At 72.3% G+C, this 21981-nt stretch carries 17 protein-coding genes and 1 pseudogene; 14 read left to right on the plus strand and 4 right to left on the minus strand.

Going from position 1 to position 21981, the window contains the following annotated elements:
- Nucleotides 1-481: 481 nt before the first annotated feature.
- The 6 genes and pseudogenes from QIS99_RS32205 to holA all read left to right on the plus strand — a co-directional run bounded on the left by QIS99_RS32205 (nucleotide 482) and on the right by holA (nucleotide 6848).
- The gene (locus QIS99_RS32205) at nucleotides 482-1213 is read left to right on the plus strand and encodes a ComEA family DNA-binding protein (protein WP_349017315.1); all 732 of its coding nucleotides are present in this window, start codon (nucleotides 482-484) and stop codon (nucleotides 1211-1213) included.
- Nucleotides 1210-3894: a ComEC/Rec2 family competence protein gene (locus QIS99_RS20740; protein ID WP_282515062.1), complete on the plus strand. Its 2685-nt coding sequence runs from the start codon at nucleotides 1210-1212 to the stop codon at nucleotides 3892-3894. The genes QIS99_RS32205 and QIS99_RS20740 overlap by 4 nt, the downstream gene beginning before the upstream one ends.
- Before the next feature lie 400 nt (nucleotides 3895-4294).
- Complete coding sequence (locus QIS99_RS20745) at nucleotides 4295-5176, plus strand: YceI family protein (RefSeq protein ID WP_282515063.1); 882 nt, start codon at nucleotides 4295-4297, stop codon at nucleotides 5174-5176.
- Nucleotides 5177-5246: 70 nt separating this feature from the next.
- The gene (locus QIS99_RS20750; RefSeq protein WP_282515064.1) at nucleotides 5247-5492 is read left to right on the plus strand and encodes a hypothetical protein; all 246 of its coding nucleotides are present in this window, start codon (nucleotides 5247-5249) and stop codon (nucleotides 5490-5492) included.
- A gap of 34 nt (nucleotides 5493-5526) precedes the next feature.
- Nucleotides 5527-5786, plus strand: a pseudogene (locus tag QIS99_RS20755) (MarR family transcriptional regulator); the annotation flags it as partial.
- Nucleotides 5787-5864: 78 nt separating this feature from the next.
- Complete coding sequence (holA, locus tag QIS99_RS20760; RefSeq protein WP_282515065.1) at nucleotides 5865-6848, plus strand: DNA polymerase III subunit delta; 984 nt, start codon at nucleotides 5865-5867, stop codon at nucleotides 6846-6848.
- A 422-nt stretch (nucleotides 6849-7270) separates the two neighbouring features.
- Here the strand turns inward: holA and rpsT are convergent, their stop codons facing one another.
- Nucleotides 7271-7537, minus strand: coding sequence for a 30S ribosomal protein S20 (gene rpsT, locus QIS99_RS20765; protein WP_282515066.1), 267 nt, complete (start codon nucleotides 7535-7537; stop codon nucleotides 7271-7273).
- Between the two features lie 248 nt (nucleotides 7538-7785).
- On the opposite strand from rpsT, the gene lepA reads away from it, so the two are divergent.
- The 4 genes from lepA (at nucleotide 7786) to hemW (ending at nucleotide 15634) form a co-directional block, all read left to right on the plus strand.
- Complete coding sequence (gene lepA / locus QIS99_RS20770) at nucleotides 7786-9651, plus strand: translation elongation factor 4 (RefSeq protein ID WP_282515067.1); 1866 nt, start codon at nucleotides 7786-7788, stop codon at nucleotides 9649-9651.
- Nucleotides 9652-9990: 339 nt separating this feature from the next.
- Nucleotides 9991-11880: an AMP-dependent synthetase/ligase gene (locus QIS99_RS20775; RefSeq protein WP_282515068.1), complete on the plus strand. Its 1890-nt coding sequence runs from the start codon at nucleotides 9991-9993 to the stop codon at nucleotides 11878-11880.
- Nucleotides 11881-12241: 361 nt separating this feature from the next.
- Nucleotides 12242-14338 (plus strand): SpoIIE family protein phosphatase, encoded by a 2097-nt coding sequence (locus tag QIS99_RS20780; RefSeq protein ID WP_282515069.1) that lies wholly within the window; start codon nucleotides 12242-12244, stop codon nucleotides 14336-14338.
- Between the two features lie 63 nt (nucleotides 14339-14401).
- Nucleotides 14402-15634, plus strand: a complete 1233-nt coding sequence (hemW, locus tag QIS99_RS20785) for a radical SAM family heme chaperone HemW (RefSeq protein ID WP_282515070.1) — start codon at nucleotides 14402-14404, stop codon at nucleotides 15632-15634.
- Nucleotides 15635-15708: 74 nt separating this feature from the next.
- Here the strand turns inward: hemW and QIS99_RS20790 are convergent, their stop codons facing one another.
- Together QIS99_RS20790 and QIS99_RS20795 are read right to left on the minus strand one after the other, a co-directional pair.
- A complete protein-coding gene (locus QIS99_RS20790; RefSeq protein WP_282515071.1) occupies nucleotides 15709-16575 on the minus strand; it encodes a DUF3097 domain-containing protein in 867 nt (288 codons plus the stop codon).
- Between the two features lie 34 nt (nucleotides 16576-16609).
- Nucleotides 16610-17350: an MBL fold metallo-hydrolase gene (locus QIS99_RS20795; RefSeq protein ID WP_282515072.1), complete on the minus strand. Its 741-nt coding sequence runs from the start codon at nucleotides 17348-17350 to the stop codon at nucleotides 16610-16612.
- A gap of 192 nt (nucleotides 17351-17542) precedes the next feature.
- Between QIS99_RS20795 and hrcA the strand changes: the two genes are divergently transcribed.
- From hrcA to QIS99_RS20815, 4 genes are all read left to right on the plus strand, one after another.
- Complete coding sequence (gene hrcA, locus QIS99_RS20800; protein ID WP_282515073.1) at nucleotides 17543-18559, plus strand: heat-inducible transcriptional repressor HrcA; 1017 nt, start codon at nucleotides 17543-17545, stop codon at nucleotides 18557-18559.
- The gene (dnaJ, locus tag QIS99_RS20805) at nucleotides 18560-19699 is read left to right on the plus strand and encodes a molecular chaperone DnaJ (RefSeq protein WP_282515074.1); all 1140 of its coding nucleotides are present in this window, start codon (nucleotides 18560-18562) and stop codon (nucleotides 19697-19699) included. It begins immediately after the preceding gene.
- Nucleotides 19700-19801: 102 nt separating this feature from the next.
- Nucleotides 19802-20875, plus strand: a complete 1074-nt coding sequence (locus QIS99_RS20810; RefSeq protein ID WP_282515075.1) for a nitronate monooxygenase — start codon at nucleotides 19802-19804, stop codon at nucleotides 20873-20875.
- Nucleotides 20872-21609, plus strand: a complete 738-nt coding sequence (locus QIS99_RS20815; RefSeq protein ID WP_282515076.1) for a 16S rRNA (uracil(1498)-N(3))-methyltransferase — start codon at nucleotides 20872-20874, stop codon at nucleotides 21607-21609. The genes QIS99_RS20810 and QIS99_RS20815 overlap by 4 nt, the downstream gene beginning before the upstream one ends.
- Here QIS99_RS20815 and QIS99_RS20820 read toward each other — a convergent pair.
- Nucleotides 21606-21974: a hypothetical protein gene (locus QIS99_RS20820; RefSeq protein WP_282515077.1), complete on the minus strand. Its 369-nt coding sequence runs from the start codon at nucleotides 21972-21974 to the stop codon at nucleotides 21606-21608. The two genes, QIS99_RS20815 and QIS99_RS20820, sit on opposite strands and share 4 nt — an antisense overlap.
- Nucleotides 21975-21981 lie beyond the last annotated feature (7 nt).

Here is a 21981-nt window from a genome sequence, read left to right on the forward strand (position 1 = left end):
CATGCGGCATCGTCATGCGGTCCGTCGCGGACGTTCTTCCTCACGAATGTCCGGTGTGCGCGGGGGCGTTCGGGGCAGCCGACGGGCTTCGGCCGAGCGCGTACGGATGCGTGCACAGCTGCTGTTCGACCCGGGCGGAGGCGGAGGCGGTGACGGTACGGCCTCGTTGCCGTCCCAGCTGCGCCCCGTCCCACCAGGCGGGTTGCGGGCGGCGGGCGCGGCGGACCGGGCGGAGGCGTCTGGGACAGCGGGGACGGCGAGGACGACACCCCGGGGCGCAGGCACGGGCGCGGGCGCAGGCGCACGCGCGGGCACAGGCACCGGTCCGGGCACAGCTACCGGCACCGGCACCGGCACCGGTACGAGTGTCGGCGGTGCGGCAGATGCCGGTGAGAGTGGTCGCGAGTCGCTGGCGAGCCCGGCGGCGGCCGAACCGGAAGGCAGGGCGAGGCGGCCCCTGCGCGCGCGTCTGGGCCTCGCCGTGCGCGAACGGCTCCCGCTGTGGCTGCAGTTGAGGTGCGGCGTCGAACGCCGCAGCCTGATCGCCCTGGCCGTGGTGCTGGTGGTCGCCGTCGGCTTCGCAGCCCAGCACTTCTGGTCCGGCCGGCCGCGGTCGGTACGCGCACCGGAGGCGGTGGGCGAGGCGACGGTGCCCCACCCCTCGCCCGGGCCGACCGTCACACACCCCGGAACGGGCGGGGCGAAGGACGCGGCGGGCGGACAGACAGCCGGTGCCGGAGCCACCGGCGCGCCCGGGGCCTCCGGTAGCCGGATCGTCGTGGACGTCAGCGGCAAGGTGCGCAGCCCGGGAATCCACCGCCTGCCGGCGGGCTCCCGGGTGGCGGACGCACTGAAGGCCGCCGGTGGAGTACGTCGGGGAGTCGACGTCACGGGCCTCAACCGGGCGCGGCTCCTGATGGACGGGGAGCAGGTCGTCGTCGGCGTGCCGCCAGCGCCCGGCCCTGCTGGAGCCGCCGCCTCAGGCTCGTCAGGCGGGAGCGCCGGGCCCGGGGCGGGGGCTGCCCCGGTCAGCCTCAACACGGCCACGGTCGCGCAGCTGGAGACGCTGCCCGGCGTGGGCCCCGTGCTGGCCCAGCACATCGTCGACTACCGCACCCAGCACGGTGGCTTCCGCTCCATCGGCGAACTCCGCGAGGTGAACGGCATCGGCGAGCAGCGCTTCGCGGACCTGAAGAACTCCGTACGGCCATGACCCGCCCGGCAGTTCACGGCACCTCCACAACGGCCGAGGGGCGAGGTGCCACAGCGGCAGGGCTGTCCGGTTCCGTCGCGCCAGGACAGGTGGGTTCCGCCCGCGTCGGTTCCACGGGCCTACGACAGGAAGGCCCGGCCGACCTCCGGCTCGTTCCACCCGCGCTGGCGGCCTGGGTGTCGGCGGGCGTGGCTCTGGGCGACTCCGGAGGGTGGACGGTCCTGGCGCTCACCCTGTGCGCGGTGGTGGCGGTGGGCGTGCTCGGCGCGGAGGCGCTGAGAGTGCTGCGGTCGAGGCGGCCACGACGAACAGGGCGGGGGCGACCGCAGCACGCCGAGGGGCAGCCCGGCGTGATGAGGCCGGGCCGTGTCGCCCTGGCCACCACGCTCCTCTGCGCCACCGCGGCCCTCGGCTCGACCGCGCTGCACACGGCGGACCTGTACCGCGGCCCGGTCCCCGCGCTCGCCCGCGAATACGCCCGAGCCACGGTCGAGTTGGAGGTGACCGCGGATCCACGTCCGGTCCGGGCGCGCGCGTCGGGTGCCAGGACTCTCCCGCCGGGCACGGCCGTCGAGGCCGACATCGTGAAGGTCACGACGTCGGCCGGGCAGGTCACCGAGACCCGTACGCCGGTCCTGCTCCTGGCCCGCGAGGCAGACGCGGAGAGGGCGAAGGAGCGGACTCCGTCCGCCTGGCGCACCCTTCTGCCCTCCACGCGGCTGAGAGTGGAGGGACGGCTCGCGCCGCCGATGCGGGACGGGGACCGGATCGCGGCCGTCGTACGGGTGCCGGACGGGGAGGCGCCGCGCGTAGTGGCGGGGCCGAGTGCCCTGCAGCGCACCGCAGGAAAGCTGCGGGCCGGACTGCGGGAGGCCGGCGACGGTCTCACGCCGGACGCCCGGGCCCTGCTGCCGGGGCTGGTCGTCGGGGACACCGGCCGCGTCACCGAAGAGCTGGACGCGGCCTTCCGGGCCACCGATCTGACCCATCTCCTCGCGGTGTCCGGCAGCAACCTGACCATCGTCCTGATCCTGCTCACCGGCCCGCCCGGGCGTGCGATGCGCGCGGAGCGCGGCGGCCTTGCACCACGCCTCGGCATCTCGCTCAGAGGCACGGCCCTGCTCGGCGGGGCGCTCACGCTCGCGTTCGTCGTGGTGTGCCGGCCGGATCCGAGCGTGCTGCGAGCGGCGGCCTGCGGGCTGATCGTGCTGGTCGCCATCGGTACGGGCCGGCGCCGCTCGCTGATCCCGGCGCTGGCTGCCGCCGTGCTGCTCCTGGTGCTGTACGACCCGTGGCTGGCGCGGAGTTACGGATTCGCGTTGTCGGTGCTGGCCACCGGTGCGCTGCTGACGCTCGCGCCGCGGTGGAGCGCCGGACTGCGTCGCAGAGGGGTGCCGGGCCGGCCCGCCGATGCGCTCGCCGCGGCGCTGGCGGCACAGGCCGTGTGCGCGCCCGTCGTGGCGGTGCTGTCGGCGCGCGTGAGCCTCGTGGCGGTGCCCTGCAATCTGCTCGCCGAGGTGGCGGTGGCACCGGCGACGATCCTCGGGTTCGCCGCGCTCGCCGTGGCGCCGGTCTCGATGCCGCTCGCCGAAGGGCTGTGCTGGGTGGCGAGTTGGCCGGTGGAGTGGATCGCCGAGGTCGCGAGGAGGGGTGCGGCGCTGCCGGGTGCGGGGGTCGACTGGCCGGGTGGATGGCGCGGCGGGGCGCTCCTCGCGCTGGTGACGGTGTGCGTGGTGGTGCTGGTCGGCCGGCTGGCGCGCGGGTCGGGGCGGAGACTGCTCGGACATCCCGTGACGGTCGGGCTGTGCGTCCTGCTGTTCCTGCTCGCCGTGGTCCGTCCGGCGCCGCTCACCCGGGTGATCTCCGGCTGGCCGCCGCCGGGTTGGCGGCTGGTGATGTGCGACGTCGGACAGGGAGACGCCACCGTGCTGGCGACCGGGCCGGGGGAGGCGGTGCTGGTCGACGCGGGGCCGGACCCGGTCCTTGTGGACCGGTGCCTGAGCGCGCTCGGGGTCACACGGATCCCGTTGGTGCTGCTCACGCACTTCCACGCGGACCATGTGACGGGCCTGCCGGGGGTGCTGCGCGGGCGCGAGGTGGGGCTGATCCAGACGACGGCGCTCGAAGAGCCGCAGGAACGCGCGGAGTTCGTGAAGGCGCAGGCCGCCGCGCACGATGTCCCGGTGATGCGGGCGGTGGCGGGCGAACGCCGCCGTGCGGGGCCGCTGCGCTGGCGGGTGGTGTGGCCGCCCGCAGGTCCGAGCCCGAGCCCCGAGCCCGAAGGGCCCAACGACGCGAGCGTGACGCTCCTTGCGGAAGTGGCCGGGCTGAAGCTGCTGCTGCCCGGCGACCTCGAACCGCCCGCGCAGCGGGCCCTGTTGCGCAGCCTGCCCCGGCTGCCTCCCGTGGACGTCCTCAAGGTCGCCCACCACGGCTCGGCCTACCAGGACCCGGAGCTGCTGCGCCGGCTCGACCCACGCCTGGCCCTGATCTCCGCAGGCAAGGACAACGAATACGGCCACCCGGCCCCCGCCACGCTCGCCGCGCTGCGCTCACGCGGCGCGCTCGTCCTCCGTACCGACGTACATGGCTCGGTCGCGGTGACGGGCACCGGCAACGATCTACAGGGCACGCCGTCCAGGGAGGACGCCGAAGGCGAACGTCGAAGACGAGCGTCGTAGGGGAGCGTCGAAGGAGAAGGTCGAAGGAGAGGGTCGTAGGAGATGTCGTAGAGGCACGCCGTAGGAGTGCAGCAAGCCCATGAAAACCGCTGCCTGACCGAACAGGGGTGTGTGTTGAGGAATGAGACCGAGTTGGCCCGAAAGCCGTAGTAATGGTCGAATGGGCCTTCGATGGGGGGAGTTATCCAGCCCTGCGGAACGATCGCGCGCTCGCCCGCCCCGAACGGTCACTGGGCGATCACCAAGAGTCCGGGCGGGCTCACGATACGCGTGCCGCGTCGAAGCCCGCACAGGCCGTCCGCAGAGCGCCGTACGGCATACGGCGCAGGGCACCCATCGCACGTCAACCGGTGCGTCCGCTCCGCACTACAGGTCCATAGCGCAATCAGGGGTGCTTTCCATGTTCGGCCGCTGGCTGGAGAACCGTAAGAACCGGGCGAGCGGCGGTGGTTCCGCTTCGTTGCCGCCCGTGCCGCCCAGCGGAGGGATGGTCAGCTGCCGGGTCGTCGACCCGATCGACGAGCCGTTGCGGCATGCGGAGTTCACCGTCTCGGACGCGCAGGGGCGGAAGGTCGTGGCGGGGGAGGCGGACCCGTTCGGCTCGTTCGTGGCGACGGTGCCGGTGGGGGAGTACCGGATCGCGGTGTCGGCCGAGGGGTACGTGCCGTACCGGGGCAGCGCGACCGTAGCCGGGGGCGGGCACACGGCGCTCGGGGATCTGACGCTGCAGCTCGCGCCGCCACCGATGCTGCCGGAGCCCGGTGACTGGGAGATGGAGCCCATGCACTCCTCGATCGCGTTCACGGCCCGGCACATCGGCCTGGCGCGGATCCACGGCAGGTTCAACAACTTCGCGGGCGCGATACGGATAGCGGAGCGCATGGAGGAGTCGGCCATGCACGTGGTGATCGACGCGGCGTCCATCGACACGAACGTCAAGATGCGCGACGACCACCTGCGGTCGGCGGACTTCCTCGACGTCGCACAGTTCCCGACGCTGGAGTTCTACAGCGACCGCTTCGTGCACCGCGGCGGCAGCCGTTGGGCCGTGACCGGCGCGCTGTCGCTGCACGGTGTGACGCGTACGGTCACGCTCGACACGGAGTACCTGGGCACCGGAAGCGGCATGGAGAGCGAGACCCGGGCCGCCTGCCGCGCCACGACCGAGCTGCACCGCGACGACTTCACGGTGAGCTGGCAGACGATGCTGGCCAAGGGGATCGCGGTGGTCGGCCCGAGCATCAAGATTGCGCTCGACGTCCAGATCGTCCCCAAGGGGTGAGCCGCCGCCCCGAGCCGGCCGGCCCCGGGGCGAGGGCAGGGGCTCAGCGGTGGACCAGGACAATGGTCGCGTGAGCGATGTGAGACATGTGCTGGTCCTGCCCGACCGCGACGCCGCCGAGGAAGCGGCCGAGGCGCTGGCCGGACGCTTCGCGGTCACCGAGGAGCCCCAGCTCGTACGGGACGCCCTGGCCGGTGAGGACGACGCCGAGGACGCACAGTGGCTGCTGGTCCTGGAGGACGCGCAGGACCGCCTGGACCCGGCGGCGCTGGACGAGTTCGCGGCCGAGTGGGAGGGCTGGCGCGAAGAGCCCTAGGTGTTCTGTCCACGGAGGTTGGTGGAACGCCGCCGAGCGCCGCCGTGAACGCTACGTCGTCGTCGACGACGTCATGTAACAGTCCACGATGGCCCGTGCCCGCGCCATCGCCCACCTCGGCGAGGTGGCCCGGCAGGGGGTCGGCATCCTCGGCCCCGACGCCCGGCCGCCGCCCGCCTGGAGAACATCGCCCGCTTCGTCGACTTCGTCTCCGAGAGCATCTCCCGCGCCGCTGACCAGGCCCGCGAGATCCTCCACACGAAACCCGAAACGACCTCGGACACCACTGCCTGAACCGCCTTCAGGGCATGGGGCTCCCTGGCGGGGCCGCTCGTCCGGCGTTGTCAGTGGCGCGTGGGATCCTTGACCGCGATGGCCAGGAAACCCGTAAACGACAATCCGCTCGCCCCCGTCACGATCGCCGTGGGCCAGGAGGACCTGCTGCTCGACCGTGCCGTGCAGCAGGTGGTGGCCGCCGCCCGGGCCGCCGACTCCGACACGGACGTGCGTGACCTCACGCCCGACCAGCTCCAGCCGGGCACGCTCGCGGAGTTGACCAGCCCGTCGCTGTTCGCCGAGCGCAAGGTCGTGGTCGTACGCAATGCGCAGGACCTCTCGGCGGACACGGTCAAGGACGTGAAGGCGTACTTCGGGTCGCCGGTCGAGGAGATCACCCTCGTCCTGCTGCACGCCGGAGCGGCGAAGGGCAAGGGCCTGCTCGACGCCGCGCGCAAGGCGGGCGCCCGCGAGGTGGCCTGCCCCAAGATGACGAAGCCGGCGGACCGGCTCGCGTTCGTACGGGCCGAGTTCCGCACCATCGGCCGGTCCGCGACGCCGGAGGCATGCCAGGCGCTGGTCGACGCGATCGGCAGCGACCTGCGGGAGCTGGCCGCGGCGGTGACGCAGCTGGCGGCGGATGTCGAGGGGACGATCGACGAGGCGGTGGTCGGCCGGTACTACACGGGTCGGGCCGAGGCCTCCAGCTTCACGGTCGCCGACCGGGCCGTGGAGGGCCGGGCGGCCGAGGCGCTGGAGGCGTTGCGCTGGTCGCTCGCGACCGGGGTGGCGCCCGTGTTGATCACCAGTGCGCTGGCTCAGGGGGTGCGGGCGATCGGCAAGCTGTCCTCCGCGCGCGGCGGTCGCCCCGCGGACCTGGCCCGTGAACTCGGTATGCCGCCCTGGAAGATCGACCGCGTACGGCAGCAGATGCGGGGCTGGACGCCGGACGGGGTCGCGGCGGCGCTGCGGGCGGTCGCGGAGGCGGACGCGGGGGTGAAGGGCGGGGGGGACGATCCCGAGTACGCGTTGGAGAAGGCGGTCGTCACGATCGCTCGGGCGGCGCGGGCGCGTCAGTGAGGTGCGAGGTGTGAGGTGCGAGGTGTGAGGTGCGAGGTGTGAGGTGTGAGGTGCTGCGTAATGCGGGGGTAGGTGGTGCGTGGTGCTGCGGGGGCGCCTGCGGCGGGCTTTCTCCCCGCCCCGCCCCTTCCCGTAACTGGGGGCAAGCCCCAGACCCCCGATCGCCCCGAACGGGCTCGTCCTCAAACGCCGGACGGGCTGAAGGGGCCGGGCGGAAGGAAGCCGCAGGACGGTCCGGGCTGAAGGACCCACGCCAAAAACCCCGCCGACCGCCCTGGGGAAGGGCGTTCAACGGGGTTCCGGTTGAAGCTGAATGGATCCGCACCCGCGTGGCGAACGCAGGCCGCGTGCGGATCCGGGGTGCCGGGCGGGAGCGGATGAGAGGGCCCGCTCGGGGTCCGTCCCGGCGATCAAATCAAGTGTCAGCCCTGAAGGGCGGCGACCTTGGTGGCAAGCGCCGACTTCTTGTTGGCGGCGTTGTTCTTGTGGAGGACGCCCTTCGAGACGGCCTTGTCCAGCTTGCGGTTGGCGTCGCGCAGGGCCGCGGTGGCCTTCTCGACGTCACCCGCGGCGGCAGCCTCACGGGTCTTGCGGATCGCGGTCCTGAGCGACGACTTGACGGCCTTGTTGCGCAGGCGCGCCTTCTCGTTGGTCTTGTTCCGCTTGATCTGGGACTTGATGTTCGCCACGAAAGAGCCTTTTCAGGTTCGATGATTCTTTACGGCGGCCACCCGGCGACCGGGAGACCGGACCGGGAGACCGAGGGAGTGCCTCGTACGCTGAGAGGGCACGCGAGACACAGCTGACCAGGCTACCAGCGCCCCTCCCGGCGGCCCAAACCGAGCCTTCCTCGCCGCTCATGGGACGATGGAGGCTACGTACCGATCCGCCCCGTGGCTGCAGAGAGCTGCAGACGTCTCAAGAATCAGGACCCTGCGTGCCCGCGACCCCTACGAATGTGCCTCAGCCGAGCCGTACCGACCCGGCGCTGATCCGCAATTTCTGCATCATCGCGCACATCGACCACGGCAAGTCCACTCTCGCCGACCGGATGCTCCAGCTGACCGGTGTGGTCGAGCAGCGGCAGATGCGCGCTCAGTACCTCGACCGGATGGACATCGAGCGCGAGCGCGGCATCACCATCAAGTCCCAGGCGGTCCGCCTGCCCTGGGCGCCCACCGAGGGTGAGGGTCAGGGCAAGACCCACATCCTGAACATGATCGACACCCCGGGCCACGTGGACTTCACGTACGAAGTCTCGCGTTCGCTCGCCGCCTGCGAGGGGACGATTCTGCTCGTCGACGCCGCCCAGGGCATCGAGGCGCAGACGCTCGCCAACCTGTATCTGGCGATGGAGAACGACCTCCAGATCATCCCCGTCCTCAACAAGATCGACCTCCCGGCCGCCCAGCCGGAGAAGTTCTCGGAGGAGCTCGCCAACCTCGTCGGCTGCGAGCCCGACGACGTCCTCAAGGTCTCCGCCAAGACCGGCCTGGGCGTGGAGGCGCTGCTCGACCGGGTCGTCCGGGACATCCCCGGCCCGGTGGGCGTCAAGGACGCCCCCGCCCGCGCGATGATCTTCGACTCGGTCTATGACTCGTACCGCGGCGTCGTCACGTACGTCAGGGTCGTGGACGGGCAGCTCAACAAGCGTGAGCGGATCCGGATGATGTCCACGGGCGCGACGCACGAGCTTCTTGAGATCGGGACCAACTCGCCGGAGATGCTGCCGGCCGACGGCATCGGCGTCGGTGAGGTGGGCTATCTGATCACCGGTGTGAAGGACGTCCGGCAGTCCAAGGTGGGTGACACGATCACCCAGCAGCACAAGGGCGCCGAGGAGCCCCTCGGCGGGTACAAGGACCCGAAGCCGATGGTGTTCTCCGGGCTCTACCCGCTGGACGGCTCGGAGTACCCGGACCTGCGCGAGGCCCTGGACAAGCTGCAGCTGAACGACGCCGCCCTCGTCTACGAGCCGGAGACCTCGGCCGCGCTCGGCTTCGGCTTCCGCGTCGGCTTCCTCGGCCTGCTGCACCTGGACGTGATCCGGGAGCGCCTGGAGCGCGAGTTCGGGCTCGACCTGATCGCCACCGCCCCCAACGTGGTCTACCGCGTGATCATGGAGGACGGCACCGAGCACCAGGTCACCAACCCGAGCGAGTTCCCCGAGGGCAAGATCGGCGAGGTCTTCGAGCCGGTCGTACGGGCCACGATCCTCGCGCCGTCCGAGTTCATCGGTTCGATCATGGAGCTGTGCCAGGGCCGCCGCGGTGTGCTGCTCGGCATGGACTACCTCTCCGAGGACCGCGTCGAGATCCGGTACACGCTGCCGCTCGCGGAGATCGTCTTCGACTTCTTCGACCAGCTGAAGTCCAAGACCCGCGGCTACGCCTCGCTCGACTACGAGCCCACCGGCGAGCAGTCCGCGCAGCTCGTCAAGGTCGACATCCTGCTGCACGGCGACAAGGTCGACGCCTTCTCCGCCGTGACGCACAAGGACCAGGCGTACGCGTACGGCGTGCGGCTCGTCGCCAAGCTGCGGGAGCTGATCCCGAGGCAGGCGTTCGAGGTGCCCGTGCAGGCCGCCATCGGTTCGCGGGTCATCGCCCGCGAGACCATCCGCGCCATCCGCAAGGACGTCCTCGCCAAGTGCTACGGCGGTGACATCTCCCGTAAGCGGAAGCTGCTTGAGAAGCAGAAGGAAGGCAAGAAGCGGATGAAGATGGTCGGCTCCGTCGAGGTGCCGCAGGAGGCCTTCATCGCCGTGCTCTCCAGCGACGAGGGCCAGTCGAAGAAGAAGTAAGAAGTAAGAAGTAAGAAGTAGCAGGCGTATCGAAGGCGAAGACGAAGCCGAAGGCGCATCTGCGGAAGCGGAAGCAGAGGCGGAAGCAGAAGCGGAAGCAGAGGCCGGAAGCAGAGGCGGAAGCAGGACCGGGGCCCGTCGCGCAGTCGCGCGGCGGGCCTTCGGCTTCGTTGAACGGGCCTTCGGCTCCGTTGAAAGTGAGAGGTCGCAGCCCCTTACGCGGCGGGCGCGGGCGCTCTACTCTGATCTCTGCTCGAAGGTTACTCGCTAGTTAAACAACCGCCCCCCAGCAGACGCACGCCAGCAGACGCAGCTACTGTCGCGGGCCCGGAGGATGTCGTGAGCGACACACAGACACTGATCGAGAACCGTCCGGCCTCCGTGGCAGGCCTCTTCCTGGAGCGCGTTGCCGCCACACCGGACGCCGAGGCCTACCGCTATCCGGTGCCGCCGGCCTCCGGCAGCGGGCCCGACGACTGGAAGTCCCTGAGCTGGGGCCAGGCCGCCGAGCGGGTGTTCGCGATCGCGGCGGGCCTGATCGACCTCGGCATCGAGCCCGAGGAGCGGGTGGCGCTCGCCGCCGACACCCGGGTGGAGTGGATCCTCGCCGACCTCGCCATCCTCTGCGCGGGCGCGGCCACCACGACGGTGTACTCCTCGACCAACGCCGACGAATCCGCGTACATCCTGTCCGACTCCGCCAGCAAGGTGCTGATCGCCGAGAACGAGGCGCAGCTGGCGAAGGCGCGGGAGCGGCGGGCGGAGCTGCCGGAGCTGAAGCATGTCGTCGTCATCGACGGCGACCACGGGCTCGCGACCGGCGACGCCGAGGACGACTGGGTGCTCTCGCTCGCCGACCTGGAGGCGCGCGGCGCCGCGTACCTGGAGAAGCACCCCGAGGCCGTCAAGGAGCGGATCGGGAACATCACCAAGGACCAGCTGGCGACGCTGATCTACACCTCCGGCACCACAGGGCGCCCCAAGGGCGTCCGCCTTCCGCACGACAACTGGTCGTACATGGCGAAGGCCATCGCGGCGACCGGGCTCGTCGGGCCGGACGACGTGCAGTACCTGTGGCTGCCGCTCGCGCATGTCTTCGGCAAGGTGCTGACCAGCGGGCAGATCGAGGTCGGGCACGTGACCGCCGTCGACGGCCGCGTGGACAAGATCATCGAGAATCTGCCGGTCGTGCAGCCGACGTACATGGCCGCCGTGCCGCGGATCTTCGAGAAGGTCTACAACGGGGTCGCAGCCAAGGCCCGCGCGGGCGGCGGCGCCAAGTACAAGATCTTCCAGTGGGCGGCCGGCGTGGCCCGCGAGTACGCCAAGGTCACGCAGGACAACTTCCGCAGGACCGGCAACGCCTCGGCGCCGTTCCCGCTCTCCGCCAAGCACGCCGTCGCCGACAAGCTGGTCTACGGCAAGCTGCGCGAGGCCTTCGGCGGGCGTCTGCGGGCCTGCGTCTCCGGCTCGGCGGCGCTCGCGCCCGAGATCGGCTACTTCTTCTCCGGCGCCGGCATCCACATCCTGGAGGGGTACGGGCTCACCGAGTCCAGCGCCGCCTCCTTCGTGAACCCCGGCGAGGCGTACCGCACCGGCACGGTCGGCAAGCCGCTGCCCGGCACCGAGGTGCGGATCGCGGACGACGGCGAGATCCTGCTCCGCGGCCCCGGCATCATGGAGGGCTACCACGGGCTCCCCGAGAAGACCGGCGAGGTCCTGGAGTCCGACGGCTGGTTCCACACCGGCGACATCGGCGAGCTGTCGGCCGACGGCTATCTGCGGATCACCGACCGCAAGAAGGACCTGATCAAGACGTCCGGCGGCAAGTACATCGCCCCGGCCGAGGTCGAGGGCCAGTTCAAGGCGGTGTGCCCGTACGTCTCCAACATCCTGGTGCACGGCGCCGACCGGAACTTCTGCACCGCCCTGATCGCCCTCGACGAGCCGGGCATCCTCGCCTGGGCCGAGGAGCAGGGCCTCGGCGGCAAGTCGTACGAGGAGGTCGTGGCGGACCAGCGGACGGTCACGCTGATCGACGGCTATGTGCGGGAGCTCAACCAGGGCCTGCAGAAGTGGCAGACGATCAAGAAGTTCCGGCTGCTGCCGCGCGATCTCGACGTGGAGCACGGCGAGCTGACCCCCAGCCTGAAGCTGAAGCGGCCGGTCGTGGAGCGGGAGTACAAGGGGCTGATCGACGAGATGTACGCGGGCACCCTGGAGAAGTGAGCGGCCTGCCGAGCTGAGCGGCCTGCCGAGCTGAGGGGCCTGCCGAGCTGAGGGGCCTGCCGAGCTGAGCACTGCGCGTCGGGCGCGGTTCCTGGAGACGATCCCAGGGCCGCGCCCGCGGGCGTTCCGGAACCGATTCCTCCGTACTGACCGGAACCGATTCCTCCGTACTGACCGGAACCGATTCCTCCGTACTGAACTGCTCCGTACGGAAGTTGACCGTTTTCGAGCGCACGCGTACCACGGTTTGCGCCCTTGGCGGCCCAGTTCGGTAACTCGGTGCTTATGAGCGGGCTCTGTCTGTCACTCTGGCGTGGCCGCCTGAGGCAGCACACCGCCCGAAACCGCTCAGGAGCTGCACGTGGGGTCCATTCCAATGCAGCGGGAGACCGACTCGCATGCGTCGGAGTCCCGCCCGTCGCCTCCGCACGTCCCGTGGGAGGCCCACCCCTGCGCCCGTACCACCCTGCCCGGCACCTCCCTCGCCCCCGCCGCCGCCCGCCGCTTCGTCCGCTCCGCCCTCGCCGACTGGGCGGAGCCCGGCGCACGCGCCGACCCGGAGGAGAACGGTGAACACGCCTCCGCCCACGGCGTCACCGAGCGGCTGGCCGACGACGCGGCGGTCCTCGTCAGCGAGCTCGTCACCAACGCCGTGGTGCACGCAGGCACCGACGTCGAGGTGCTCTGCCGCCTGGAGTACGCGCAGGAGAACGACGAAGGGGAGGGCGCCGCGCTGCTCGTCGAGGTCACCGACCACCACCCCGCCCGCCCCGTGCACGGCGCGAGCACCGACGACCACGCCGGCGACGGGCCGGAGTACGGCCGTGGCCTCCACCTCGTCGCCTCCCTCTCCGAGTCCTGGGGCATCACGTACCGCACCGGCAGCAAGACCGTCTGGGCCCGGCTTCCCGTGGACGGCGTCGACGTGGCGCGGGAGCTGGAGGTGTACGCCGGGGAACAGGCCGCCGAGCGCGGGCTGCGCGCCGCCGAACGCCTCGCCCCCGCGCCCGACTCCGCGCCCGACTCCGCGCCCGCCCACGACCGCACGCGCGACGACCGCACGCGCGACGACCGCACCCGCGACCCCGGCTCCTGGGACCACCGCGACGCCGTGACCTTCCTCGCCGAGGCCTCCGACCTGCTCGCCGGGCAACTGGACGAGGACCTGGTCGCCGCCCTCGCCGGACAGCTGCTCGTCCCGCACCTCGCCGACTGGTGCGCGGTCTGGCTCGACGACGAGGGCGGCCGGCGCACAGCGCCCCCGGCCTCCGCACCCCGCCTCGCCCGCGTCTGGCACCGCAGCGAGAACCGCATCGAGGAGCTGCACCGCGTCCTGGAGAAGGAGCCGCCGCACCTGCACGGACCGCCGCACTCCGGCCCCGTCACCGTGCCCTGGCCCGCCGAGGGCCTCGCCGAGCCCACCGGCACCGCACTCGCCCACCGCCTTGTCGCGGGCGGCCGGGCCCTCGGCACGCTGCTCGTCGGCCGGGCCGGGCAGCAGCGGTTCCCCGACCAGGTCACCGGTCTGCTGCAGGACTTCAGCCGCCGCGTCGCCCTCGCCGTGGGCGCCGCCCGGCAGTACACCCGGCAGGCCACCATCAGCCGCGTCCTGCAGCGCGGCCTGCTGCCCAGCTCTGTCGCCGAGGTCCCCGGACTGCAGACCGCGCTCGTCTACGAACCCCGCGACAAGGGCCTCGCGGGCGGCGACTTCTACGACGTGTTCCCCGCCGGCGACGGCCGCTGGTGCTTCGCCCTCGGCGACGTCTGCGGCAACGGCCCCGAGGCCGCCGTCGTCACCGGCCTCGCCCGCCCCTGGCTGCGGCTCCTCGCCCGCGAGGGGTACAGCGTCGGGGACGTCCTCACCCGCCTCAACCAGGCCCTCCTCGACGACGCGATGGAAGCCGCCGAGGCCGCCGCCCGCGCGGTCGCCGCGGCCGGGCTGCCCGGGCTGCCCGGACCGCCCGACCACGCTTCGCGTACGGGCGGGGCGCACGGCTCCCCGTACGCCGCACTGCCGCACACCGGCTCCCCCGACACCGCCTCGCCCAGCCGCTTCCTCTCTGTCCTGTACGGCGAGCTCGTCCCCACCGACGACGGCGTGCGCTGCACCGTGGCCTGCGCCGGGCACCCGCTCCCGCTCGTCCTCGACCCCGAGGGCGGCGTCCGGGCCGCCGCCGAGCCGCAGGTGATCCTCGGCGTCCTGGACGACGCGGCATACACCGGCGAGACCTTCCTGCTGCGCCGCGGCGAGACCCTGCTGCTCGTCACCGACGGCGTCACCGAACGCCGCGACGGGCCGCGCCAGTTCGACGACGGCGACGGACTCGCCGCCGCGCTCGCCACCTGCACCGGCCTGAGCGCCCTGCACGTCGCGGAGCGCATCCGCCACCTCGTGCACGAGTTCTCCGCCGAGCCGCCGGACGACGACCTGGCGCTGCTTGTCCTGCAGGCCCAGTGAGCCCCGGTCGGAGTTATCCACAGGCGGCCCGGCCTTCGGCGGCGGTACGGGACAATGGACCCCATGCCCTCCGTACTCCCCGATGGTGAGCCCGTCCCCTTCGACGGGGCGCTGCCCGCGCACGCCCTGGCCGACGCAGCCGCCCGCCCCCTCGGGTTCTACCTGCACGTTCCCTACTGCGCGACCCGCTGCGGCTACTGCGACTTCAACACCTACACCGCGAGCGAGCTGCGCGGCCCCGAGGGCGCCCTGGCCTCCCGGGACAACTACGCGGACCACCTGATCGAGGAGATCCGCCTCGCCCGCAAGGTCCTCGGCGACGACCCGCGCCCGGTCCGCACGGTCTTCGTCGGCGGCGGCACGCCCACGCTGCTGCCCGCGGCCGATCTCGTACGGGCCCTCGGCGCCCTGCGCACGGAGTTCGGGCTGGCCCCCGACGCCGAGGTCACGACCGAGGCCAACCCGGAGTCCGTGGATCCGGCGTACCTCGCCGAGCTGCGCGAGGGCGGATTCAACCGGATCTCGTTCGGCATGCAGAGCGCCCGGCAGCACGTCCTGAAGGTCCTCGACCGCACGCACACCCCCGGCCGCCCCGAGGCCTGCGTCGCCGAGGCCCGCGCGGCCGGCTTCGGCCATGTCAACCTCGACCTGATCTACGGCACCCCCGGCGAGTCCGACGAGGACTGGCGGGCCACCCTCGACGCGGCCATCGGCGCCGGGCCCGACCACGTCTCGGCGTACGCCCTGATCGTCGAGGAGGGCACGCAGCTCGCGCGGCGGATCCGGCGCGGCGAGGTCCCGATGACCGACGACGACGTGCACGCCGACCGCTATCTCATCGCCGACGAGCTCCTCGCCGGGGCGGGCTTCTCCTGGTACGAGGTGTCCAACTGGGCCACCACGGACGCGGGGCGCTGCCTGCACAACGAGCTGTACTGGCGGGGCGCGGACTGGTGGGGCGCGGGCCCCGGCGCGCACTCGCACGTGGGGGGCGTGCGGTGGTGGAACGTCAAGCATCCGGGCGCGTATGCGCAGGCGCTGGGTGCCGGGCGCTCGCCCGGTGCCGGGCGGGAGCTGTTGTCCTCGGAGGACCGGCGGGTCGAGCGGGTGCTGCTTGAGCTGCGGCTGCGGGAGGGGGTGCCGTTGTCGCTGCTCCGTCCGGACGGGCTTGCGGCGTCTCGCCGGGCGCGGGAGGACGGCCTGCTGGCCCCCGGTCCGTACGAGCAGGGACGTGCGGTTCTCACGTTGCGGGGGCGGTTGCTGGCGGACGGGGTGGTGCGGGACCTGGTCGACTGAGGCGGATTTCTCCCCTGCCGCCCAGGCATTCGGCTGTCGCGCCGTCGTGGCTGGTCGCGCAGTTCCCCGCGCCCCTATCGGGGCACCGTCACAAAGTCGATCAACTCCTCCACCCGTCCCAGGAGTTCCGGCTCCAAGTCCCGGTAGGAGTTGACCCGCCCCAGAATCGCCTGCCACACCGCCCCCGTGTTGGACGACGGCCAGCCCAGCGCCTCGCACACCCCCGTCTTCCAGTCCCGCCCCCGGGGCACGCGGGGCCACCTTGCGATGCCGAGCGCGGACGGCTTCACGGCCTCCCAGATGTCGATGTACGGGTGCCCCACCACCAGCGCGTGCTCGCTGCTCACCGACGCCGCGATGCGGGACTCCTTCGAGCCGGGCACCAGGTGGTCCACCAGAACGCCGAGGCGGGCGTCCGCGTCCGGGGCGAACCCGGCGACGACCGAGGGGAGGTCGTCGACGCCCTCCAGGTACTCCACGACCACGCCCTCGACGCGCAGGTCGTCGCCCCACACCTTCTCGACCAGCTCGGCGTCGTGCCGCCCCTCCACGTAGATCCGGCCGGCCCGCGCGACCCGGGCCCGAGCGCCGGGGACGGCGACCGAACCGGAGGCGGTACGGGTGGGGCGTACCGGAGCGGACGCGGCGGGGCGGACGAGGGTGACGACGCGGCCCTCCAGGAGGAAACCGCGCGGTTCGAGCGGGAAGACGCGGTGCTTGCCGAAGCGGTCCTCCAGGGTCACGGTGCCCGCCTCGCAGCCGGTCACCGCACCGCAGAACCCGGTCGACACCTCCTCCACGACCAGATCGCGTTCGGCCGCCACCTCCGGGACCGGCTTCGGCTTCTTCCACGGGGGCGTCAGATCGGGGCTGTACACACGGCGCTGCGGGCCCGAAGGGCCCTCGTCGGAGGGGCGGTGGCGGGAGACGGGTGGGCGCATTCGGCCGACGATAAGAGAAGCCTCCCGGCCGGGGCTACGACACGCCGAACTGCGCGGCCAGCGCGGCCCGTTGCGTACGGACAAACGCCGCGTTCACCACGGAACCGTGCCCCGGCACGTACACCGCGTCCTCCCCGCCGAGGTCGAGCAGCCGGTCCAGGGCGTGCGGCCACTGCGCGGGCATCGCGTCCGGGCCCGCCTGCGGGTCGCCGGACTCCTCGACCAGGTCGCCGCAGAACACGATCTCCGGGGAACCGTTCCCGCCCGGGACGAGCACCGCCAGGTCATGGCCCGTGTGGCCGGGGCCGACATTGGCGAGCATGACCTGCACGCCGCCCAGGTCGAGCGTCCACTCGCCGCACACCAGATGGTGCGGGCGGACAAGGAGGTCCACGGCCTCGCCCGCCGCGCGCGCGTCCAGACCGTGCCGTACCGCGTCCGCGGCCAGCTCGTCGCGGTCGCGCGCCAGGACCCCGTCGACGCCGACCGCGCCGAACACCTCGACGCCGGAGAACGCGGCCGCGCCCAAGATGTGGTCGAAGTGCGGATGCGTCAGGGCGAGATGCGTCACACGCGCGCCGCCGAGCAGCGCCTCGGCCTGCCGGCGCAGCTCCACGCCCTCCCGCAGCGAGGACCCCGCGTCGACCAGGAGCGCCGCGTGCTCGCCCGCCACCAGGCCCGCCGTGCAGTCCCACCGCGGCAGCCGTCGCCGCGCCGCGTACGGGGACAACCGCTCCCAGTCGGAGGCGTACGGCTCTTCCCAAGTCAACCGCATAAGGAGACGCTAACCCCGCCCGCGCGGGGCTGCGCGGCCTCGGTGCCCCCACCCTTGCCGGGTGCGTACCCCACGGCCGTACACTGGGCCGGTAAATGCTGGCACTCTGCTGCGGTGAGTGCCAGACAGTGGCCAGGCCGACAGTGGCCGGGCCGACTGCGGTGACGAGGCGAGGCAGGGAGGTGCGCGCGCATGCTGAGTGAACGCAGGCTTGAAGTGCTGCGCGCCATCGTCCAGGACTACGTCGGCACCGAGGAGCCCGTCGGCTCCAAGGCGCTCACCGAGCGGCACCACCTCGGCGTCTCCCCGGCCACCGTGCGCAACGACATGGCGGCCCTGGAGGAGGAGGGGTTCATCGCCCAGCCGCACACCAGCGCCGGGCGCATCCCCACCGACAAGGGGTACCGCCTCTTCGTCGACAAGCTCACCTCCGTGAAGCCGATGACCGCCCCCGAGCGGCGCGCCATCCAGAACTTCCTCGAAGGCGCCGTCGACCTCGACGACGTCGTGGGCCGTACGGTGCGGCTGCTCGCGCAGCTGACCCGGCAGGTCGCCGTGGTGCAGTACCCGTCCCTGACGCGGTCCACGGTGCGCCACGTGGAACTCCTCTCGCTCGCGCCCGCACGCCTGATGCTGGTGGTGATCACCGACACCGGGCGGGTCGAGCAGCGGCACGTGGACTGCCCGGCGCCGTTCGGCGAGAGTGCGCTCGCGGACCTGCGGGCGCGCCTCAACAGCCGGGTCGCGGGGCGCCGCTTCTCGGACGTACCGCAGCTGGTGCAGGACCTGCCCGAGTCCTTCGAGGCGGACGACCGCGGCACCGTCGCGACCGTCCTCGCCACCCTTCTCGAAACCCTCGTCGAGGAGACCGAGGAGCGGCTGATGATCGGCGGCACCGCCAATCTCACCCGCTTCGGGCATGATTTCCCGCTCGTGATCCGGCCGGTGCTCGAAGCACTTGAGGAGCAGGTCGTTCTCCTCAAGCTGCTCGGCGAGGCCAAGGATTCGGGCATGACGGTACGCATCGGGCACGAGAACGCCCACGAGGGCCTCAACTCCACGTCCGTCGTCTCGGTCGGCTACGGTTCGGGCGGCGAAGCAGTCGCCAAGCTCGGCGTGGTCGGACCGACCCGCATGGACTACCCCGGAACGATGGGAGCAGTACGCGCAGTGGCACGTTACGTCGGACAGATCCTGGCGGAGTCGTAAGTGGCCACGGACTACTACGCCACTCTTGGCGTGCGCCGCGACGCCTCCCAGGACGAGATCAAGAAGGCCTTCCGGAGGCTGGCGAGGGAACTTCACCCCGATGTGAACCCCGACCCGAAGACCCAGGAGCGGTTCAAGGAGATCAACGCCGCCTACGAGGTGTTGTCGGACCCGCAGAAGAAGCAGGTCTACGACCTCGGCGGCGACCCCCTGTCCCAGGCGGGCGGCGGCGGAGGCGCCGGCGGCTTCGGCCAGGGCGGGTTCGGGAACTTCTCGGACATCATGGACGCGTTCTTCGGTACGGCGTCCCAGCGCGGACCCCGTTCGCGTACGCGCCGTGGCCAGGACGCGATGATCCGCCTGGAGATCGAGCTGGACGAGGCGGCCTTCGGCACGACCAAGGACATCCAGGTCGACACGGCCGTCGTCTGCACGACGTGCTCCGGCGAGGGCGCCGCACCCGGCACCTCGGCGCAGACCTGCGACATGTGCCGCGGCCGCGGTGAGGTCTCCCAGGTCACCCGGTCCTTCCTCGGCCAGGTCATGACCTCGCGCCCCTGCCCGCAGTGCCAGGGCTTCGGCACCGTCGTCCCGACCCCGTGCCCCGAGTGCGCGGGCGACGGCCGGATCCGCTCCCGTCGCACCCTGACGGTGAAGATCCCGGCCGGTGTCGACAACGGCACGCGCATCCAGCTCGCGGGCGAGGGCGAGGTCGGCCCCGGCGGCGGCCCCGCCGGAGACCTGTACGTCGAGATCCACGAACTCCCGCACCCCGTCTTCCAGCGGCGCGGCGACGACCTGCACTGCACGGTCACCATCCCGATGACCGCGGCGGCCCTCGGCACGAAGGTGCCGCTTGAGACGCTGGACGGCATGGAGGATGTCGACATCCGGCCGGGCACCCAGTCCGGCCAGTCGATCCCGCTGCACGGGCGCGGCGTCACGCACCTGCGCGGCGGCGGCCGCGGCGACCTCATCGTGCACGTCGAGGTCACCACGCCCACCAAGCTGGACCCGGAGCAGGAACGGCTGCTGCGGGAGCTGTCCAAGGCACGCGGCGAGGAACGGCCGACCGGCCAGTTCCAGCCGGGGCAGCAGGGGTTGTTCCATCGGCTGAAGGATGCGTTCAACGGGCGCTGAGTGCTCGGCCCAGGGCTGGATCTACGCCCGGCCCAGGGCTGGATCTACGCCCGGCCCTGGGCTGGATTTAACGGTGTGCGGTGGACGTGAAAGCATGCGCTCATGTCCACCGCACTGACCGATCTCAGCCCGTACCCGATCGTGCAGGCCCCCATGGCCGGTGGCACGTCAGGACCCCCGCTCGCCGCCGCCGTCTGCGCAGCGGGCGGCCTCGGTTTCCTGGCCGCCGGATACAAGACCGCCGACGGCATGTACCAGGAGATCAAGCAGCTGCGCGGGCTCACCGACCGGCCGTTCGGCGTCAACCTGTTCATGCCGCAGCCCGAGTACGCCGACCCGAGCGCGATCGCCGTGTACGCCCACCAGCTCGCCGGCGAGTCCGCCTGGTACGACGCCCCGCTCGGCGACCCGGACTCCGGCCGCGACGACGGCTACGAGGCCAAGCTGGCCATCCTGTTCGACGACCCCGTACCCGTCGTCTCCTTCACCTTCGGCTGCCCCACGCGGGACGTCCTCGAAGCGTTCGCGCGCGTCGGCACCACCACCGTCGTCACCGTGACCAGCGCCGAAGAGGCCCAGGCCGCCCAGTGGGCGGGCGCCGACGCGGTGTGCGTGCAGGGCATCGAGGCCGGCGGACACCAGAGCACCCACCGCGACGACCCGCAGCGCGACGCCGCCGGGGTCGGCCTGCTCGCGCTGATCGCACAGGTGCGGGAGACCGTGCAGCTGCCGATCGTCGCCGCCGGCGGACTGATGCGCGGCAGCCAGATCGCGGCGGTGCTCGCGGCCGGCGCGGAGTCGGCACAGCTCGGCACCGCGTTCCTGGTCTGCCCCGAGTCGGGCGCGAACCCGCTGCACAAGCAGGCCATGACGAACCCCCTGTTCGTACGCACCGAACTCACCCGCGCCTTCTCCGGCCGCCCGGCCCGCGGCCTCGTCAACCGCTTCCTGCGCGAGCACGGCCCGTACGCACCCGCCGCGTACCCCCAGATCCACTACCTCACCGGCGGCATCCGCAAGGCCGCCGCCAAGGCCGGGGACGCGCAGGCCATGAGCCTGTGGGCCGGCCAGGGCCACCGGCTGAGCCGGGAGCTGCCGGCCGGTCAGCTGGTCGAGGTGCTCGCGGCCGAGCTGGACGCGGCGCGGACGGCGCTCGCCGAGCGGGCCGTGCGATGACCGCGCCGGTCTTCGTGGTCGACGAAGTCCCCTCCGGCGGCGGCGAGTTCGTCCTCGACGGGCCCGAGGGCCGGCACGCGGTGTCGGTACGGCGGCTGCGCGCGGGCGAGCGGGTGGTCCTCACGGACGGGCTCGGCCGCGGAGCCTCGGCGACCGTCCTGGCCGCGGAGGGCAAGGACCGGCTCACGGTCGAGCTGACCGGATCGCTCGTGGACCCGGAGCCGGCGCCGCGCATCACCGTCGTCCAGGCCCTGCCCAAGGGCGACCGGGGCGAGCTGGCCGTGGAGACCATGACGGAGACCGGCGTCGACGCGATCGTGCCGTGGTCGGCGTCCCGGTGCATCACGCAGTGGCGCGGTGAGCGGGGAGTCAAGTCCCTCGGCAAGTGGCGGGCCACCGCCCGGGAGGCGGGCAAGCAGGCGCGGCGGCTGCGCTTCCCCGAGGTCTCCGGCCTCGCCTCCACGAAGGACGTCGCGGCGCTCCTCGCCGGTGCGGCCTTCGCGGGGGTCCTGCACGAGGAGGGCAGCTCGCCGCTTGCCTCGGCGGAGCTCCCCGCCACCGGTGACGCGATCCTCGTCGTCGGCCCCGAAGGCGGCGTCTCCCCCGAGGAGTTGGACCTCTTCGCCGCGTCCGGCGCACAGCCGTACCGCCTGGGGCCTTCGGTCCTGCGGACGTCCACGGCGGGGACTGCGGCCGCGGCGCTGCTGTTGGGGCGGTCGGGGCGCTGGGGTTAAGGGCCCGTCTCCCACGGGCCGGATCTGACGACCGCGTCGAACACCGGCCAGCCGTCCGTCTCGCCCGTGCCCGGCAGCAGCCCGACGGCGTGGGCCGCATCGACCAGGTTCCGTACCGTGCCCGGCTCCCGCAGGTTCAGCGCCCCGCCGCCGCTCTTCGTGATGCGGCCCGTGGCCATCAGGGCCTCGGACACATACCGGCCGTCGCCCTCGCGGAACACCAGGCGCAGCGGCACCCTGGCGCCCTCCGCGTACAGGCTGAGGACCTCCTCGCACGAGCCCGTGCGGGAGTGGCGGTGGCGGACCGACCAGAGGTGGACCGCGTCCCCCGTGACCAGGCGGCGCAGGCGGTGGTTGTTCGGCATCGGGTCA

This window comes from Streptomyces solicavernae, from assembly GCF_029968095.1.
Classification (GTDB): domain Bacteria; phylum Actinomycetota; class Actinomycetes; order Streptomycetales; family Streptomycetaceae; genus Streptomyces; species Streptomyces solicavernae.